12 protein-coding genes are annotated in these 15,665 nt (G+C 65.2%); 11 read left to right on the top strand and 1 reads right to left on the bottom strand.

Features of this window, described 5'->3' with window-relative positions; all coding sequences use genetic code 11:
• Positions 1 to 197: 197 nt before the first annotated feature.
• Positions 198 to 569 (bottom strand): thioredoxin, encoded by a 372-nt coding sequence (trxA, locus tag JS536_RS02220; protein ID WP_214305127.1) that lies wholly within the window; start codon positions 567 to 569, stop codon positions 198 to 200.
• 212 nt (positions 570 to 781) lie between these two features.
• Between trxA and JS536_RS02225 the strand changes: the two genes are divergently transcribed.
• From JS536_RS02225 to JS536_RS02275, 11 genes are all read left to right on the top strand, one after another.
• Complete coding sequence (locus tag JS536_RS02225) at positions 782 to 1,414, top strand: NUDIX hydrolase family protein (RefSeq protein ID WP_109057899.1); 633 nt, start codon at positions 782 to 784, stop codon at positions 1,412 to 1,414.
• Between the two features lie 17 nt (positions 1,415 to 1,431).
• On the top strand, positions 1,432 to 2,277 hold the full coding sequence (locus JS536_RS02230; protein ID WP_214355598.1) for an alpha/beta hydrolase: 846 nt from the start codon (positions 1,432 to 1,434) through the stop codon (positions 2,275 to 2,277).
• Positions 2,278 to 2,431: 154 nt separating this feature from the next.
• Positions 2,432 to 3,745 carry an NAD(+) diphosphatase gene (gene nudC, locus JS536_RS02235; RefSeq protein ID WP_214355599.1) on the top strand — a complete coding sequence of 438 codons (1,314 nt, stop codon included), beginning with the start codon at positions 2,432 to 2,434 and terminating at the stop codon, positions 3,743 to 3,745.
• Between the two features lie 43 nt (positions 3,746 to 3,788).
• Positions 3,789 to 4,202: a glycine cleavage system protein GcvH gene (gcvH, locus tag JS536_RS02240; protein WP_214303893.1), complete on the top strand. Its 414-nt coding sequence runs from the start codon at positions 3,789 to 3,791 to the stop codon at positions 4,200 to 4,202.
• A 105-nt stretch (positions 4,203 to 4,307) separates the two neighbouring features.
• The gene (locus JS536_RS02245; protein WP_214355600.1) at positions 4,308 to 5,705 is read left to right on the top strand and encodes a phosphatase domain-containing protein; all 1,398 of its coding nucleotides are present in this window, start codon (positions 4,308 to 4,310) and stop codon (positions 5,703 to 5,705) included.
• 55 nt (positions 5,706 to 5,760) lie between these two features.
• Positions 5,761 to 8,253, top strand: a complete 2,493-nt coding sequence (locus JS536_RS02250; protein ID WP_214355601.1) for a S9 family peptidase — start codon at positions 5,761 to 5,763, stop codon at positions 8,251 to 8,253.
• 103 nt (positions 8,254 to 8,356) lie between these two features.
• Positions 8,357 to 9,388, top strand: coding sequence for a 3-isopropylmalate dehydrogenase (locus JS536_RS02255; RefSeq protein WP_109057893.1), 1,032 nt, complete (start codon positions 8,357 to 8,359; stop codon positions 9,386 to 9,388).
• 279 nt (positions 9,389 to 9,667) lie between these two features.
• A complete protein-coding gene (locus JS536_RS02260; RefSeq protein ID WP_214355697.1) occupies positions 9,668 to 10,801 on the top strand; it encodes a lipoate--protein ligase family protein in 1,134 nt (377 codons plus the stop codon).
• Between the two features lie 68 nt (positions 10,802 to 10,869).
• Positions 10,870 to 11,589 carry a Crp/Fnr family transcriptional regulator gene (locus JS536_RS02265; RefSeq protein WP_214303746.1) on the top strand — a complete coding sequence of 240 codons (720 nt, stop codon included), beginning with the start codon at positions 10,870 to 10,872 and terminating at the stop codon, positions 11,587 to 11,589.
• A 120-nt stretch (positions 11,590 to 11,709) separates the two neighbouring features.
• On the top strand, positions 11,710 to 14,091 hold the full coding sequence (locus JS536_RS02270; protein WP_214355602.1) for a transglycosylase domain-containing protein: 2,382 nt from the start codon (positions 11,710 to 11,712) through the stop codon (positions 14,089 to 14,091).
• A 153-nt stretch (positions 14,092 to 14,244) separates the two neighbouring features.
• Positions 14,245 to 15,582, top strand: coding sequence for an NADH:flavin oxidoreductase/NADH oxidase (locus JS536_RS02275; RefSeq protein WP_214355603.1), 1,338 nt, complete (start codon positions 14,245 to 14,247; stop codon positions 15,580 to 15,582).
• Positions 15,583 to 15,665: the final 83 nt, after the last annotated feature.

The following is a 15,665-nucleotide window of genomic DNA, read 5'->3' on the forward strand; positions in this document are numbered from 1 at the left end:
TGGTCGGATTACTCCGGTTGGATTTCACACACTGCCTTCCATGATAGGCGGGTGAGTGGATGAACGGCAAGCGGCGATGATGGATGCGTCCTAGATGTAGTGTCTGTGAAAAACAAAAACCGCCACATATGGTGGCGGTTGGAAAACTGAAGCACTTGTCCGGCACTTTCGGGAGGTTTGCGCCGGACAGTGGCGGCTCAGTCCTGCTGAGCGGCGGCGGCCTGGGCCTTGGCGGCCGCGAGGTCGAGGGCCTTGGCCTGGGCGATCAGGTCGTCCAGATCGGCGGCCTGCAGCGCGCCGGCCTGCTGGAAGATGACCTCGCCCTGCTTGGCGATCATCAGCGTGGGCACGGCCTGGATGCCGGCGGCCTGAGCCAGATCCTGGTTGGCGTCGATGTCCACCTTGACGAAGGCGATGTCCGCGTTCTCCGGCTTATCGGACGCGGCCTCGAAAATCGGGCCGAACGCGCGGCACGGACCGCACCACGTGGCCCAGAAATCAACGAACACGATCTCGTTGTCGGTCACGGTCTTCTCGAAATCGGCTGAGGTGATGGCCTTGGTTGCCATGTTGCTTCTCTCCTCTTATATAGCGGGCACGCGCGGGGCGTGAGGTGAATGGGAACTTCCGTTGTGCTGCGTACCAGCTTTCCAGCACCACCCAACATTTTTGCCCCGAGGCGAACAGGTCGTGGCGTCCGGGGTCGCCGTGCTTTCCGCGATGCGGGGAATATTCGGGATGCCTCCACCGCGCATACGACTTTCGCGCGATAATGGGAGGTATGCCAGTCATGAATGATGAAGTGCCCGACGAGGGCGACTACGACGCCGGTCGCAACCGCGGAGAATTCGACAACATCACGCCCGAGGACTTCATCCATGGAGGCGGCTCGGGCCACGGCAACCCGCCGGGATGGCTCGGTCCGGCGGACATCAACAGGGCCCGCCACCAGATGCCCATCGCCTACGTGGAGATCGTGCCGGTGCGCACCGATGATCTAGGCCGCATCGCCCAGGTCGGCTCGCTGCTGCGCGTCTCCGATGACGGTTCCATCGAACGTACGCTGATCACGGGCCGCGTGCTGTTCCACGAGACGTTGCGCGAGGCCATCGCCCGCAACGTGGCCAAGGACCTGGGCGACATCGCCCTGCCGATGCTGCCCGCCTCGCTCCAGCCGTTCACCGTGGCCGAATTCTTCCCCACGCCGGGACTGAGCGAGTACTACGATCCGCGCCAGCACGCCATCGCGCTGTGCTACGTGGTGCCGATCGCCGGCGATTGCAAGCCGCAGGACGAGACGCTGGATGTGGAGTGGGTGGCGCCCAAGAGCGACATGATGGACACGTTCATCGCCCAGATGGTCAACGGTCACGGGCGTATCGTGCGTCAGGCGCTGGCCTGGGCCGGAGTGTAGGTGCAAAAGGAGCGACAATGACAATCGAATTGGCCAATCATGTGATCCGCGACGGTGAGGGCGTGCCGGTGGTGCTGATGAACGCCTACCCGGTGGACCACCGCATGTGGGACGTGTGCGCGAAGGCGCTCGCCGACTTCGCCGATCTGGACGACGTGCCGCCGTTCCCCATCTGGGCGCCGGACATGGCCGGTTCCGGGCAGTCTCCGGTGCCGAGCGAGGCCGATTCCGGCCCGCGTATGGCCAACGGCGCGTACAGCGAGGCGCTGGACCGTCTGGCCGGGGCCTATGTGGACCTGGTGAAGGCCGCTGGATACGACAAGGCCATCTGGGTTGGCCTGTCCATGGGCGGTTACGTGGCGATGGACATCCAGCGCCTGCACCCCGAGGCCGTGGCCGGTCTGGCCCTGTGCGACACGATGGCCGCATCCGACGGCACGGGTGGCGAGGGACGCCTGACCATGGCCAATGCCGCCGAGGAGACCGATTCCGTGGAACCGGTCATGCACTTCGCGCGCCCCGCCGAAGGGGATTCCACGGTGAAGCGTTCGCCGGAATTCATCGAGACGATGACCAAATGGATCGGTGAGCAGAGCCCGTCCGGTCTGGCCTGGCGTCAGCGCATGACTTACGGCCGCCCCGAAATGGGTGAGGTGCCGGCCACTATCGCGGTGCCCACCGTGGTGGTATCCGGCGAGAACGACCCCACCAGCAATCCGAGCGTGATGAAGCCGCTCGCCGAGAAGATCGCCGGCGCCGAATTCGTGGCCATCCCCGACTGTGGCCATTTCAGCGCCGTGGAGCACCCCGACACCGTGGCCCGCGCACTGCTCTCGCTTGTCAGGCGCGTGCAGGAGCGCTGAGGGGCATCTTTGGCTCCCCTCGCTGAGGGGAGCTGGCGGCGAAGCCGACTGAGGGGAGCGATCGCGTATCCGTGGACTCCCCTCAGTCACCTGCGGTGACAGCTCCCCTCAGGGAGGGGAGCCAAAACAGAGCTTGAATCAAAAGGAGTTTGGAATGACCGCCGATATTCATTTTTCACCGTTGGCGCTGACGCGCGCGCTGCCGTTCCTGCCGTTGGCGCAGGGCGACATCGACTATCAGGTGGATCGGCGTGACGAGCCGGATCTCATCGAGAACCTGCTGGCGGATCCGAACACCAAAGTGGTGCTCACCCGCGGCGGCCGCATCGCGGTGCCGCGCGGCCAGGGAGACCTGGTGGATTACGAATCCGTCAAGATGCGGCTTGCCACGTTGCCGGGCGGATACGTCGCCTCCGAATTGAGGCGTTACCCGGAAGCGGTGGCCATGTTCCTGGGCTCCTATGGCGGCGCGCGCGGCGCATCCGTCATCGCGGTGGACATCACGCGCGTGCCCGAAACGGGCGCGTCGTCCGGAACCAACGGCACCCGTCATGGCAATGGCGGCAATAGCGGCAGCGGCATGGACCCGGCCTCCTGTGGCAGCGGCATGCCCGGCGTGCTGGGCGTGCAGGACTCCGGCACGGTGGACGGCTCGATGGGACAGTCCAACCTGCCGTCCGCCGGAAGCCGTGCAGCCGCGTCCCATACGGCCGGACAGCACATCGCCAGCCCCCTCGGCGTCTCCGATTCCGCCGGTCAGGGCGCGGATGACGCCTTCGACGATACCGTCGACCCCTCCGCCGGGCACGAAGCCCCCAAGCCCACGCTGCTTCAGCAGGCCGTGGGCCGGTTCGATTGGGTGGATCTGCGCGGATTCGCGCCTCACGCCAACGCGCGCGAGGCCGGACAGGCCACCAGTGCCATCACCCTGAGCATTTGGCACTCCCGTCAGCGGTTCTGCCCCACCTGCGGCGCGCCGGTTCAGGCCGCGCTCGCCGGCTGGGCGCAACGCTGCACCAATGAGGCGGACGGGCACCGCATCCTGTTCCCGCGCGTGGAGCCGGCGGTCATCACCGCCATCGTGGACGGCCAGGACCGTCTGCTGCTGCAGCACAACGCGGCCTGGAAGGATCCCAAGCTGTATTCCGTGTCCGCCGGATTCGTGGAGGCGGGGGAGAACCTCGAGCACGCCTGCCGCCGCGAGGCCATGGAGGAGACCGGCATCAAGCTCGGCGAGGTGCGCTACCTCGGTTCGCAGCCGTGGCCGTTCCCCGCATCGCTCATGATGGCGTTCAAGGCGCATGCGATCACCACGGACGTGCATGTGGACGGGGCGGAAACCATGACCGCCCGCTGGGTCACGCGCGACGAATACACCGCCGAACTCATCTCCGGTCGTATGGTCGCCCCCGGCAGGGCCACCATCGCGCGCTACATGATCGAGGAGTGGCTCGGCCGCGAGCTGTGAGGCGTCACGTCGTCTGTGGCTTCGGCGTTTGATTTGGGTTAGGCTGGTGTGCATGAACGAAAATGACAACGAACAGCCATTGAACCTCGACATCCCCGACCACCTCGAATACTCCGAGGAACACGTATGGGTGGACCGTTCGGTCGACCCCGCGATCATCGGCATCACCGAATACGCGGCCGACCAGCTCGGCGAGCTCGTGTTCGTGGACATGCCCGAACCCGGCTCCCGCGTGGAGGCCGGCGACGAAGTGGTGGAACTGGAGTCCTCCAAGGCGGTCCAGCCGCTCATCAGCCCCGTGGCCGGCACGGTGAAGTACGTGAACCATGACGTGGCGGACGATCCGTCCGTGGTCAACGGCGATCCGTACGGCGAAGGCTGGATCCTGAAGATCGAACTCGACGATGACGAACCCGACCTGCTCTCCGCCGAGGAGTACGCCAAGGTCGTCAAGTAGGGCGGCCAGAGCGGTTCCCCTAAGTGCTCCCCTCAGGGAGGGGAGCCGAGTTTTCAGGGTGGAACTTAGCCCACTCATAACCACCATGGCTTAGTATGGGAGACCATGAGAAGCCCACGCGAGGATTTTGAAGCGGCCGAAAGGCGCTTGGCACGGCATTATCAGGCGGGATCGGACGTCGATCCCGCAGACGGAAGCGCGCCGGATCCGGTGTCCGCGGACATGCAGACCGCCGGATCCGCGGGCACTCCCGTCGCTTCCGCCGCGCTTCATGCGGACAGCGCCAAGCAGGCGGTTCCGAACCCATCCTCCGGTGACGACATGCCCACCGTGCCCATCCCCGCGCGCAAGGCCGTCACCACCTTCGACGCCGCATCCAAGCGCGAGCGCATCGAAGTCAAGCCCTTCGCCACCCGCTTCATGCGTCGCACGGTGACCGGCGCGTTCGGCGTGTGGTCGCGCATCTCCACCACCGTCGTCCGCAAGCTCGGCTGGTACCCGCGCGTCGAACCGTACGTGGGCTACGGCACCGGCGATTACTCCCGACTCATCTGCCGTACGGTATACTCGCCGGAACACGCGCAGTCCGGCGTGCTGAGCCGTGGCATCCGCGGCATGCTCGCCGTGGCCGCGCCGCATACGCATGTGCAGGCCAGCATCGACGGCGTGCCGCTCAACACCGTGCAGGTCGGCGTCTCCGAGGTCTATGACCGTGTGGATTCCGCGCGGGCCCACGGCGTGGAATACGCCGTCTCCGATTCCGCCGGCTACCTCGATCTGGTGGCCGCCCGCCGTCTGGAGCCCGGCATCCACAGCGTCTACTACAGCGTGGAGCACCGCAAGCCTGTGGCCGCGAACCTGTACACCATCCCGGCCAGTGCCAAGGTGGGCATCATCTCGGACGTGGACGACACCATCATGATCACGCAGGCGCCGGTGTTCTGGAAGGCCGCCTACAACCTGCTGCTGCTCGACCCCAAGAAGAAGGCCTCCGTGCCGGGCATGAGCGTGCTGTTCGCCCGCATCGCCGACCTGTTCCCCGGCGCGCCGTTCTTCTACCTGTCCACTTCGCCCTGGAACGTGGAGAGCTCCATCCGCAACTTCATCACCGATCACGGCTTCCCGGAAGGCCCGCTGCTGCTGCGCGATCTCGACCCGCGGCCCAAGACCTTCGTGCCCACCGGTCCGCAGCACAAACTGGAGTTCGCCGAACAGCTCATGGCCGACTTCCCGGACATGAAGTTCATCCTCGTGGGCGACGACGGCCAGAAGGACCCGACCACCTACGCCACCATCGCCCGGCGCTACCCCGGCCGAGTGCTGGCCATCGCCATCAGGCAGTTGAGCCCGAAGGAATCCACCGGCATCGCATCGGTGGCCGGCGTGACCGCCACCCAGCCGATTCCGGTCACGGACGTGCCTGTGTTCACCGGCACCACCGGCTCGAACCTGCTCAAGACCATGCTGCCGTACCTGAAGGCGCATCTGGATACGCTGGACTGACGATCGACCGGCACCCAGCGGGGCGATGCCATGGCTCATGCCTATAATCGCGTTCATGACTGACCAGAGCAAGAACGCGGCGGCCGCGATGCCGCCAGTGGCCAAGCGCGAACCCAAGCGCCGCGAATTCCACGGGGACGTATTCGAGGACGATTACGAATGGATGCGGGACAAGGAATCGCCCGAGGTCCAGGACTACGTGGCCGCGCAGAACCGATACTGCGACGAGCGCATGGCCCATCTGGCCGGATTCCGCCGCACGCTGTTCGAGGAACTCAAGGCGCATGTGGAGGAGACCGACATGTCGGTGCCCACGCGCGTCAACGATTACTGGTACTTCACCCGCACCCAGCAGGGCAAGCAGTACGGCGTGCAGTGCCGCATGCCCGTGCGCGGCGCAGATGATTGGGATCCGCCGGCCGTGGACCCGATGGGCGCGCCCGGCTCCATGCCCGGCGAGCAGATCGTGTTCGACGCGAACGTGGAGGCCGAAGGACACGATTTCTTCCGCCTGGGCGGCATGGACCTGAGCCACGACGGCCGTTGGCTGCTCTACGGCGTGGACGTCGCCGGCGATGAACGCTACGACTTCCGCATCCGCGACCTCGAGCACGAAACGCCCGAAGGCAAGCCGGTCGAACTGCCGGAGGTGTTCAAGGGCATCGGCGGCGCGTCCTTCACCCCGGACGGCAAATGGGTCTTCTGGGTGGAAGTGGATGATTCCTGGCGTCCCTTCGCCATCTGGCGGCATAAGGCGGGCACGCCCGTGGAATCGGACGTGTGCGTGTACCGCGAGGAGGACGAACGCTTCTGGGTGGGCGTCGGCATCAGCTTCGACGAGCGCAGCATCGTGATTGGCACCGGCTCCAAGACCACCACCGAGGTGCTCATGCTGCCGGTGGCCACGCCCGAAGGTGAGTTCCAGGCGTTCATCCCGCGTCAGACGGACATCGAATACGACGTGAGCTTCGCCTGCTTCGAAGGCGCGGGGGCGGATGGCGAGGACATCCCGCTGGCCGTGGTCTACCACAACGCCGCCAACCCGAACTTCGAGATCGACGTCATCGACATGCGCGACCACGAGCCGCCGTACCGCCTGGGCGAAGGCGTGTGCGTGGCCGCCGGCTCGCCGTACGGCTGCGAGCACGGCGAACCCGACCGGCCCATCACCGAGGCGTACTTCAACCCCGTCAACCCCGCGATCCTGCAGGGCGCGCACGGCCTGGGCATCGAAGGCATCGGCCTGCACCGCAACTTCGTCTCCCTGAGCTACCGGTCCGACGGCCAGCCGCACGTGGCGTACATGACGAAGACCGACGCCGCCGAGGACTTTCTGGCCGGACGCCCCTGGCGATTCCGCGAGCTGCTGCCGCCGCCGCTGGAGGATGACTGGGACATGGTGGCCGCCGACCGGTCCGACATGACCGGCGACCACGGCGAGACGCTGTGGCAGGACGGCGACGGCACGGGCGATACGGATGATACGGCATCGCGCGATGCCCGCCCGACCGATCACACCTCCTCCTCAGACGGTGCCAGCGACGACCATCTGCCCGGCGAAACCCGCCGTCTCTACACCATCGGCATCGGCGGCAACCCCTCGTACGACGCGCCGCGCATGCGCTACTCCTTCGCCAGCTACACGCGCCCCGGCGAACTGCACGAGATCGACCCGGTGACCGGCCGTGACACGCTGCTCAAGCGCGCCACCGTGCTGGGCGACTTCGACCCGCGCAACTACATGGAACGTCGCGTGTGGATCACCGCCCGCGACGGCGAACGCATCCCCGTCTCGCTGGTGTGGCACCGCGACTTCCCCGCGCAGGACTCGCCGATGTTCATCACCGGCTACGGCGCATACGAGATCTCCTCCGACCCCGGCTTCTCGGTCTCCCGCCTGAGCATGCTCGACCGCGGTGTGCTGTACGCCGTGCCGCACATCCGCGGCGGCGGCGAAATGGGCCGCGCCTGGTACGAGCAGGGCAGGAGGCTCAACAAGATGCACTCGTTCGAGGACTTCGTGGACGCCACCCGCGCTCTGGAGGCCGCGCATCTGGCCGACCCGCGCCGCACGGTGGCCAACGGCGGCTCGGCCGGCGGCCTGCTCATGGGCGCGATCGCCAACATGGCCCCCGAATGCTACGCCGGCATCGAGGCGGACGTGCCGTTCGTGGACGCCCTCACGTCCATCCTCGACCCCGACCTGCCGCTGACGGTGACCGAATGGGACGAGTGGGGCGACCCGCTGCACGACCCGGAGGTCTACCGGTACATGAAGTCGTACACGCCGTACGAGAACGCGCCGGAGGCCCCGGAGAACGCCCAGGGCTTCCCGCGCATCTTCATCACCACCTCGATGAACGACACCCGAGTGCTGTACGTCGAACCGCTCAAATGGCTGGCCCGTCTGCAGACGGCTGGTGTGGACGCGGTGGCCAAGATCGAGGTCGAGGCCGGCCACGGCGGTATCTCCGGACGATACAAGCAGTGGGAGGAGGTCTCCTACGAGAACGCCTGGTGCCTGGACGTCATGCACGTGACCCGCTGACGGGCCGGACCGCCGTCCGCCGATTGGCGTCGGTCATGCCGCGTGTCCATAAACTGAGCGCGGCGTGACCGTCCAGCGGATGCGCGACTAGGCTCCAGAAGCTATGGCAAAGACATACAAGATCGCCGTCATCCCCGGCGACGGCATTGGCAAGGAAGTCACGCCCTGGGCGCAGAAGGCCCTGGAAAAGGCCGCTGAAGGCGTGGCTGATTTCGAGTACGAGCACTTCGACCTGGGCGCCGAGCGCTACCTGCGCGACGGCGCGATCCTGCCCGAGGACGAAGAGGAGCGCATCAAGCAGAACGACGCGATCCTCCTCGGCGCGGTGGGCGACCCGCGCATCAAGGCCGGCATTCTGGAGCGCGGTCTGCTCCTGAAGCTCCGCTTTGACCTGGACCAGTACGTGAACCTGCGTCCCTCCAAGCTGTACAAGGGCGTCACCTCGCCGCTGGCCAACCCCGGCGACATCGATTTCGTGGTGGTGCGCGAGGGCACCGAGGGCCTGTACTGCGGTGCGGGCGGCGCCGTCCGTCGCGGCACGCCGAACGAGGTGGCCACCGAGGTGTCCATCAACACCGCGTACGGCGTGGAGCGCGTGGTGCGCTACGCCTTCAAGCTGGCCATGAAGCGCCGCAAGCACGTCACGCTGGTGCACAAGAAGAACGTGCTGGTCAACGCCGGCGACATGTGGCAGCGCATCGTGGACAAGGTGGGCGAGGAGTACCCGGAGGTCTCCCACGACTACCTGCACATCGACGCGACCACCATCTTCCTGGTCTCCGACCCGTCCCGCTTCGACGTGATCCTCACGGACAACCTCTTCGGCGACATCATCACCGACGAGGCCGGTGCCGTGGTGGGCGGCGTGGGCTACTCCGCCTCCGGCTGCATCAACGCCTCCGACGAATACCCGTCCATGTTCGAGCCCATCCACGGCTCCGCCCCGGACATCGCCGGACAGAACAAGGCCAACCCGACCGCCGCCATCCTCTCCGCCGCCATGCTGCTCGAGCATCTCGGCTTCGATGACGCGGCCAAGAAGATCCACACGGCCGTCGAGGCGGACATCGAGGAGCTCGGCTCCACGGTCCGCAGCACCGACCAGGTCGGTCAGGACATCCTGAATCGCATGTGACGCTGCAGCGTCCGCAATGGCATGATGGCCTCCATCGGATTCCCCGGTGGAGGCCATTGCCGTATGGGTGTCACTCTCCTTGGCTCCCCTTGGCAGGACATTGCCGTGAAGCAAACAGCGGAGCTGTTTGTAGGCAATGTGCGAGACGACAGTCGAGCCGACAAAATACGAACGAAGTTCGTCCTTAATTGCAGACGAGCTGACCGCGAAGCGGACTGAGGGGTAGTTCTGCGACAGAAAGACGCCATTGCATTATGGTGGGTGGCTATGGCTCAATTCATGACGACCAAACGCGGGGAATGCAAGACGCCGGGCGGCAAGCTCGCGGCCGTGACCGTGACGCTTGCGGGCGACGGCACCGTTGAATCCTGCCGGTTGGACGGCGATTTCTTTGTGGAATCACCCTCGGACGCTGCCTCCCGGGCGTTGCTGCACGACATCGAAGAGGCGTTGAAGTCAGGCAAACCGGTGCAGGCCGCGCTTGAGGCCCACCCCGAAGCCCGGTTGGTCGGCACCGATGCCGCCGCCATCGAAACCGCATACGCAAGGGCGATGGGGGAGGGGAAGGCCGGACCCGTACTTCGTCAGTCGGACGGCCCCGGTATTGCAGCCCGATCGGCCGCCCCCCTGAACGCCAACGCCCCCTGCCGGCCGTCGCCGGACGGCACATCCCGATTCGTCGGGGATGACGCCGGATACCAGGCGCGATGGGAGTCGCTGAAGCGGGACCTCGCCGTCATCCATGACGTTCCCCGTATGCCTGCCGAACAGATGGCGATCGACGAAACATGGGCGCGCGAGGTCGCCGCGGGCAAACGACAGCCCACTCTGCGCATCTGGGAATGGGCCGGGCCGGCCGTGGTGATCGGCAAATTCCAGTCGGCCCCGGACGAGGTCAACCTGGATGTGGCCGAACGATTGGGATTCGACGTGGTGCGTCGATGCACCGGCGGCGGCGCGATGTTCATCGAACCGGGCAACACCATCACCTACTCCCTGTACGCGCCGCTTGATTTCGTGGCGGGCGTGAGCATCGAGGAATCGTACCGGCTGTGCGATTGGTGGCTGGTCGAATCGTTGCGCGGACTGGGGCTGGACGTACGGTTCGCGGGACTCAACGACATCGCCTCGCAGTACGGCAAGATCGGCGGCGCCGCGCAACGCCGGTTCCCGGACGGCACCCACGCGGGGCCGGGCTCGGTGCTGCACCACGTGACGATGGCGTACGACATCGACGCCGAAACGATGGGACAGGTGCTCAATACGAGTCGCGAAAAACTGTCCGACAAGGCGGTCAAGTCGGCCGTCAAGCGCGTGGACCCGGTGAAAAGCCAGACCGGTCTGAGCCGCGAGGCGATCATCGACCACCTGCTGGCGTGGTTCGGGGAGCGGATGGATACGGTGAACCGGTAGACCGGGCGGGCGCGTTACAATATGACGGACAGCCGACGACGGCCCAACGATAAGGCAAGGATGGTGCGATGAGCTTGGATACGCCGAACGCTTTTGCCGACGAGGAGAACATCCTTCTGCACACGGCGTTGTTCAAGCAGGTTTCCCCCACCGAAGCCGAGGAGCTGCTGCCGCACCTCAAGCGTGCGGTGTATGACAAGGGCGACTACATTTTCTCCGAAGGCGATACCGACCACCGCATGTACCTGCTGGAGCAGGGGCGTGTCAAGCTGATCCGCACCTCTTCGGACGACCGCGTGCAGCTGCTGTCCATCCATGCGCCCGGCGAGGTGCTGGGCGAGATTCCCGTGTTCGACCCGCATGGTGGGCCGCGCACCGCCTCCGCCGTGGCCATGAGCCATGGCACGCGCGTGGTCTGGCTGGAGCATGACGCCCTGTTCGCATGGCTGGACGAGCATCCGCGCGTGGCCATCGACATGCTGCAGGTCATGGCCAACCGTCAGCGCGCCAACAACGAACGTATCTCCGACCTGGTGTTCATGGACGTGCCGGCCCGTCTCGCCAAGACGTTGCTCAACCTGGGCTCCCGGTTCGGCGAGCCGGTGGAGCAGGGGCTGAAAGTGCCGCACGACCTGACGCAGGAGGAACTGGCCCAGCTGGTGGGCTCCAGCCGCGAGACGGTGAACAAGGCGCTCATGGACTTCTCAAACCGCGGCTGGATCGCGCGCGACGGCCGGTCCATCATCATCTTCCAGCCCGGCATGCTGATCCGGCGCTCGCGGCGATAGTCGCGGGGTCAAGAGCGGCATTCGGCGAATATTCAGCGAATCCTATGCTGGTGCGGTTCTTGTGATGATATGTCCGTAAGGCCGAAGTGGAACACGGGTTGGTAGGGCGTCACCTTTAGAATGGGCCGCATGCCCAAAAAGAAGTCCCTCACAGTCCATCGTGTGCTTGTTCTCCTGCTGGCCTACATCATGCTCGCCGTCTCCGGCGGCGTTGTGGCCAGCGTGCTGCTCGTGCCGGGCGTGTTCGCCGCCAACAACGCAGCCAAGGCCGTGATCCCCTCGCTGAAGGTGGAGAACGTGGACTTCGATGTGACCAGCCTGCCGCAGAAGTCCATCATGTACGCGAACGATGGCAAGACCGTGATCGCCACGTTCTACAACCAGAACCGCATCGTGGTGCCGCTGAGCAAGATCTCCAAGACCATGCAGCAGGCCGTGGTGGCGCGTGAGGACCGTCGATTCTGGACCCACGCCGGCATCGACGTGCAGGGCGTGATGCGCGCCTTCGTGCAGACCTATATGCTGAGGAACAGCCAGCAGGGCGGTTCCTCCCTGACCCAGCAGTACGTCAAGAACGTGCTGCTCATGCAGGCCATCGAGGACGACGACTCCATCGCCCAGTACCACGCCACCGAGGACACCATCGCCCGCAAGGTGCGCGAGATGCTCATCTCCGTGCAGATGGAGAAGAAGTACACCAAGCCCGAGATTCTGCAGGGCTACCTCAACATCGCCCAGTTCGGCGTGAACACGTACGGTGTGGAGACCGCGGCCCAGCGCTACTTCGGCGTGTCCGCCGCGGACCTCAACGTGGTGCAGTCCGCCACCATCGCGGCCATCACCAAGAACCCGAACAAGTACGACCCGCTCATCGAGGCGAACCTCGAGGAAAGCCAGAATCAGCGCAACACCGTGCTCAAGCTCATGCTTCAGGAGCAGTACATCAGCCAGAAGCAATACGACGAGGCCGTGAACACTCCGCTCAAGGACACCCTCAACCCGCAGAGCGTGAACGTGGGCTGCCAGGACACCGGCGACTACGCCTTCTTCTGCGACTTCGTGGTGCACCGCATCCAGAACTCCAAGGAGTTCGGCAAGACCCGCGCCGAGCGCAGCAAGCTGCTCCAGGAAGGCGGCCTGAAGATCGTGACCACGCTGGACGTGGACGCCAACGCGCAGATGATGGAGGCCGCGCGCAACGCCATTCCCGCCAACGATTCCAGCGGTATGGAAATCGCCATGGCCTCGGTCAAACCGGGCACCGGCGAAGTGCTGGGCTTCGGTCTCAACCGTTACTATGACGCCACCTCCGCCGCGGACAGCGACCCGACCAAGTCCGGACAGAACTTTGCGGTCGATCTGGCGGACGGCGGCGGCTCTGGCTGGACCATCGGTTCGTCCTGGAAGCCGATCAACCTCATCGCATGGATGGAGGCCGGCCATTCCATCAACGACAACCTCCAGACCACGACGCTCTATCCGACCACGGACTTCGCCTGCAGCAACTACACCGGCGGCGCGGATTCCTGGAGCGTACAGAACGCTTTGGGCTCCGGTACGGTGAACCCCGAAAGCCCGTTCCTCGGTCTGGTCCGCTCCCACAACACCACGCAGGCCTCGATGGGCACCATCCTGAAGCTCTGCAAGGTGGCGGACACGGCCACCGAGGTGGGCTACCACGATGCCGCCACCGGCGAGACCATCGACAAGACCGCCCAGTACACCCCGTCCATGATGATCGGCTCGGTCAATGTCTCTCCGCTGACCATGGCCAGCATCTTCGCCGTGTACGCCTCCAACGGCGTGCAGTGCAACCCGATAGCCCTGAAGAAGGTCACGGACAAGGACGGCAAGGACCTCAAGGTGCCGTCCGCCAACTGCCATCAGGCGGTGGACAAGGACATCATCCAGACTCTGGCCTACACGCTGAACCAGGGCGTGGTCAGGTCGGATGGTGCCGGTTTCGCGTTCCAGCTCAACAACGGCCGCAAGTCGTTCGGTAAGACCGGTACGAGCGACGATCTGGCGATTTCCGCCGGCTCGTTCATCCCGAACCAGATCGCCACGTTCGCCGTGGCCGGCGACGCGCAGAACCCGTACGCCAACCGCATCGCCAACATGACCATCAACGGCGTGTACGAGAGTGTCTGGGATGGCTCGATGATCCCGGCCCCGGCCGTGCGCAACTTCCTCAACGCCTATGCGGACAAGAAGCAGCTGCCGATAGACAACGACTACGGCACGCCGGTATCCAAGTACACCACTTCCGGCAAGTACTACGGCATCGGCGGCCGTGAATACAGTGTGCCGCAGTCCACCACCAATAACAACAGCCAGAACGGCACGACCACCAACAATGGCCAGGGGCAGACCACCACGAACGGACAGCAGAACCAGACCAACAACGGTGGCACCACCAACACCACGCCGGGCACCGAGAACAACGGCCAGAACCAGGATCAGAGCCAGAACAACGGTGGCCAGACCAACAGCGGCCAGTGAGTGACGCTGACGGCCTGCCGGTTCGGCGGTGAAAAAATTACGTAGTTAACGGGCGTTCGTCTTTCAGACGGCGCCCGTTCTACAATATCTAGGGACTATATGGTCAGTCCTGTCAACAGGCCGCCGGGGACGGCCGACCAACGAAGGGGAGCGATGAACGACACCGAACAGCACGACGATCTCAAGCACGAGAATTTCGATTTCCGGGGGTTCGACCTGCCGGAGTTGAAAGCGGTCACCGAAGCCGCTTCGGCGAAGTCAGGCAAGAATTCGGCTGATGGGGGAACGCCGCAGTCTTCAGCGAAAACCAAATCCGGCAAGCGCAAGCCGGCGGAAGGACCGGACGCCAAGTCCGGCAGGAAGAAAGGCAAGGCCGTGGCCAAGGAAGACAAGAACGCCAAGAAGAACCGTCCCGGACTGTTCACGCCGATGACGCTGCGTGGCCTGACCGTGCGCAACCGCATCTGGCTGCCGCCGATGTGCACGTATTCCGCGTTCGCGCGCGACGGCCGTCCCACGCCGTTCCACTACCAGCATTATGTCTCCCGCGCATTCGGCGGATTCGGCATGATCATCGCCGAGGCCACCGCCGTGGCGCCGGAGGGACGCATCTCCCCGTGCGACGTGGGCCTGTGGGAGGACGGCCAGATCGATGCCTGGCGCTGGATCGTGGACGGTATCCGCGAGGCCGGTGCCGTGCCCGCCGTCCAGCTCAACCATGCCGGCCGCAAGGCGTCGACCGGTTGTTTCGCCGTGGGGTATGAAGGCCAGAGCGTGCCCGAAGAGGCCGGTGGCTGGTCTACCGTGGCACCCTCGCCGATCGCCTTCGGTGGATTGAATACGCCGCGCGCACTGTCCGTGGACGAGATTCACGGTCTGGTGGGGGCGTTCGCCGCGGCTGCCGGTCGTGCGGTGGCGGCAGGCTTCCAGGCCATCGAGATCCATGCGGCGCACGGTTATCTGATTTCCCAGTTCCTTGACCCGCTCATCAACGAACGTGAAGATGAATACGGCGGCGATCTGAACGGTCGTTCGCGCTTCCTGGTGGAAGTGGTGGATGCCGTGCGCGGTACGGTGCCGCAGGAGATGCCGGTATTGGTGCGTGTCTCGGCCACCGACTGGGCCGCGGGCGGATGGGATCTCGACCAGACGATCGCGCTGAGCAAGGTACTCAAGGAGCATGGCGTCGATCTGGTGGACGTGTCCACCGGCGGCATGGTGTCCGGCGTGTCCATCCCGGTCAAACCCGACTATCAGGTGCCGTTCTCGGAGCAGGTGCGGCTCAAGGCCGATGTGCCGGTGACCGCGGTCGGGCTCATCACCAAGCCCAAGCAGGCCGCCAAGATCCTCGCACGCGGACAGGCGGATGCCGTGGAGATCGGCCGCGCGGCGTTGCGCGACCCGTCCTGGCCGTTGCGTGCCGCCAGCAAGCTCGGCGTGCCCACGGCCGAGGCCCCGTACGCCCCGCAGTACGTGACCGGCGCGTACTAATTCCTTGTGATTTTGGCTCCCCTCTCTGAGGACATTGTCGTAAAGCAAACAGCACGGTGTGCTGTTTGCAGACAATGTGCGAG

It is taken from the genome of Bifidobacterium sp. SO4 (assembly GCF_018555355.1).
Taxonomy (GTDB): Bacteria; Actinomycetota; Actinomycetes; order Actinomycetales; family Bifidobacteriaceae; genus Bifidobacterium; species Bifidobacterium miconisargentati.